Source organism: Novosphingobium sp. 11B (genome assembly GCF_054589055.1).
Genome location: NZ_BAAILP010000166.1, coordinates 1 through 2877, shown reverse-complemented (window position 1 = coordinate 2877; position 2877 = coordinate 1). Strand labels below are relative to the sequence as shown.

Here is a 2877-nt window from a genome sequence, read left to right as displayed (position 1 = left end):
GTAAGCGCCGACGGAAGGCGGCGTTGACGTAGGGTTATTTGGGTTTCCGCGGGCGCGGCGCCCATTTCTTGGCGAGTGCCGCGAAGCGAGCGTGGATCACCTCGATGTTGGGTTGAGTGTGGGGGTCATGGTCGTCGCCAAGAGCATCCAACGCCTCTTCATGGTATTCATGCGACGGATCGGTGAGAGCCTCCAGCTTCTCGGCATAGCCCCAAGGCCCTCCCGAGTCCTCCGGTGGGCGCATTCCGCTAGCTTCCAGCAGGCGCGGATAGCTGCCTTGCAGGTCAGCCGGAGCGATGCCGTGAATCCTGACGCTGTGCTCCCATCCATCGCCAAAGTCGTAGAGGTACTGGAAGGTCTTGCCGCGCATTCCCTCCAACGCCTCAGCGAGGGTCGTCTTTCGGGCATCAAGTGGGCCGCCATAGCCGTAGGACGGGTCAGGGATGCCGAAGCCCGTGCGCCCGAAGGTCAGCTCCCACAGATGGCTATCGGTCCATCCCAACGCTTCCTGGAAGGTAGTGTGCAAACGATCGAGTCGGATGCCGAGCGGTACTTCGATCATGCGGGTTACGGCGGGCGTCACGTCATCCAGAGTGATCGTCATGTGCACGACGAAGGCGTTGCTCAAGCAGCTTGCTCCAGGTTCTGGATCGCCTTTGCGGCCTGCCAGTTCCACGGCAGGAGTTCGTCGATCCGGTTGATCGGATGGTTGCCGATACGCTCGATTACGTCGGTGAACCAGGCTTCGGGCTCAACACCGTTCAGGCGGCACGTTTCGGCAAGCGAGTAAAATAGCGCCGAGGCATCCCCGCCCTTGATGGACCCGACGAACATCCAGTTGCGACGCCCCAGAGCAACGCCGCGCAGGGCATTTTCGACCAGGTTGTTGCTGATCTCCAGCAGGCCATCTTCGCAATAACGGACCATCGCCGCCCAGCGGTTAAGGGGATAACGGCATGCTTTCGCCAAGGCGCTGTCCGAGGACAATCCCTGCATCTGGGCATGCAGCCATGGCCGCAAGGCTGCAAGCTTCGGGAGAGCCAGCTGCTGGCGAACCCGTCGCCGCTCATCGGGCGGCGCTCCTTTGATATCCCGTTCGATCGCGAACAATTCGCTGATCCTCACGACCGCTTCAGCAGCTACCGGCGATGGGTTCTTTTCCAGAATGTCAGTGAACTTGCGTCGCGAGTGAGCCCAGCAGCCAACCTCGATCACGCCGCGCGGCGCCTTGGTCTTGGGGTCATGATACAGCGCGTTGTAGCCAGCATAACCGTCGGCTTGAAGGTATCCACGGTAACCTGCAAGGTGGGCCGCCGGATGCTTACCGCCGCGCCCGGTCGTGAAGCGGAACGCCACGGCAGGCGGGCTCATGTCCCCGCTTGATCGGCTGTCGCGCAGATAGACCCAGAAGTAGGCGGTATGGCTACCGTCTTCGCCCTGCAGCAAAGTCACCGGCGTTTCGTCGCCATGTATCTTTGGAGCTTCAAGGATATGGACGAGCAACCGTTCGCCGAGCGGCGCCATCAACCAGGCCAGCTTGCGCGACCAGCGGCCCATCACGTCGCGATCGATCTCCACCCCTTGCCGGCGCAGGATCACCGACTGGCGATGCCAGGGCTGATGATCGACAAAGCGGCTGACGACGAGGTGCGCGAGCAATGCGCTGCTTGCCATCACCTTGGGCAACGGCAGATCGATGGCCGGCGCCTGGCGGATCGTTTCGCAGGATCGGCAGGCGATGCGAGGGCGAACATGACGCAGGACACGGAAGCAGGCGGGTACGTAATCCAGCACTTCGGTGACGTCTTCGCAGATGACGGTCTCGCTACCACCGCAACCGCATGGCTCCGGAAGGTGCTGGGTCGTCTCACGGGGGATATGTAGGGGGATCGGCGCCCTGGTTCCGGCCTTGCGCGTCGGTTTCGCGTTCGACGCCGCAGGAGCGTCATCATTGGCCGGCTCCGGGGCATCCACCTCCTCGAACATCAGCCGCAACTGCGCGATATCCATTTTCTCAGAGCTGCGACCGAACTGGACGCGCAGCAGCCGAGCAAGACGGTGCTCCAGCTTCTCGATCGTCAGACCCTGAGCTTTGACGGTCTGCTTTGCCGCCCCCAGTTCGGCCCGCTCCAGCTCCATGATCTCAGCCATCTCCCGCAGCATTTTCTGCAGGAGAACGGGGTCTGTGGGGAGGCGATCAAGGTCGAACCGCATGCCCCGGACTATAGCGCAAGTGGCATTTCCCGCCTACATAAAACGGCAGTTTTCCGAGCATTTATCGCTCATGCGAGGGTCGGCACGAGCACCTCGTCGTGAACAATCGCCTGCCGCCAATCCAGTCCCTCGATCAGCATCGCCAACTGCGCGGCCGAGAGCCGCGCTGCTCCCCCGTCCTGGGTTCTGGGCCATACGAACTTTCCGCGCTCGAGGCGTTTTGCATACAGACAAAGTCCTGATCCGTCCCAGACCAGGGCCTTCAATCTATCGCCTCGTTTTCCGCGGAACAGGAATACAGCGCCGGAGAAGGGATCGAGTTGAAGGATATTGCGAACCTGCGCGGACAGGCCATCGAAGCCTTTTCGCATGTCGCACGGCGCCAACGACAGATAGATCTTCGCCGATGGCGGCAGCGTCAGGCTCAACGTTCAAGCTCCCCGATAACCTCGAGCGCCAATCTCAACGCTTCTCTGTCGACCAACCTGTCGATCGACACCATGAAGTCACCGCCGCGCCGGATCTCAATCCGGCCAATCTCAGGTGCTGTCCCCTGCGGCTCGGCGGCCAACTCAACCGGCACGAACCCGGCCATCGCGCCGCGGAGCAATTGCTTACGCCAAGTGTAAAGCTGACCGGTCCCGATCCCGTACCGACGCGCGA

At 61.9% G+C, this 2877-nt stretch carries 4 protein-coding genes; all 4 read right to left on the bottom strand.

Annotated elements, in window-relative coordinates:
* Nucleotides 1-34 precede the first annotated feature (34 nt).
* Nucleotides 35-628 (bottom strand): plasmid pRiA4b ORF-3 family protein, encoded by a 594-nt coding sequence (locus tag ACYPYD_RS15290; protein ID WP_459664018.1) that lies wholly within the window; start codon nucleotides 626-628, stop codon nucleotides 35-37.
* Nucleotides 625-2151, bottom strand: a complete 1527-nt coding sequence (gene tnpC, locus ACYPYD_RS15285) for an IS66 family transposase (protein WP_459664017.1) — start codon at nucleotides 2149-2151, stop codon at nucleotides 625-627. The genes ACYPYD_RS15290 and tnpC overlap by 4 nt, the downstream gene beginning before the upstream one ends.
* A 131-nt stretch (nucleotides 2152-2282) precedes the next feature.
* On the bottom strand, nucleotides 2283-2642 hold the full coding sequence (tnpB, locus tag ACYPYD_RS15280) for an IS66 family insertion sequence element accessory protein TnpB (protein ID WP_036528248.1): 360 nt from the start codon (nucleotides 2640-2642) through the stop codon (nucleotides 2283-2285).
* Nucleotides 2639-2877 (bottom strand): transposase (locus ACYPYD_RS15275; RefSeq protein WP_459664016.1); only part of this gene is annotated, 239 nt, incomplete at its 5' end. The genes ACYPYD_RS15275 and tnpB, both read right to left, overlap by 4 nt.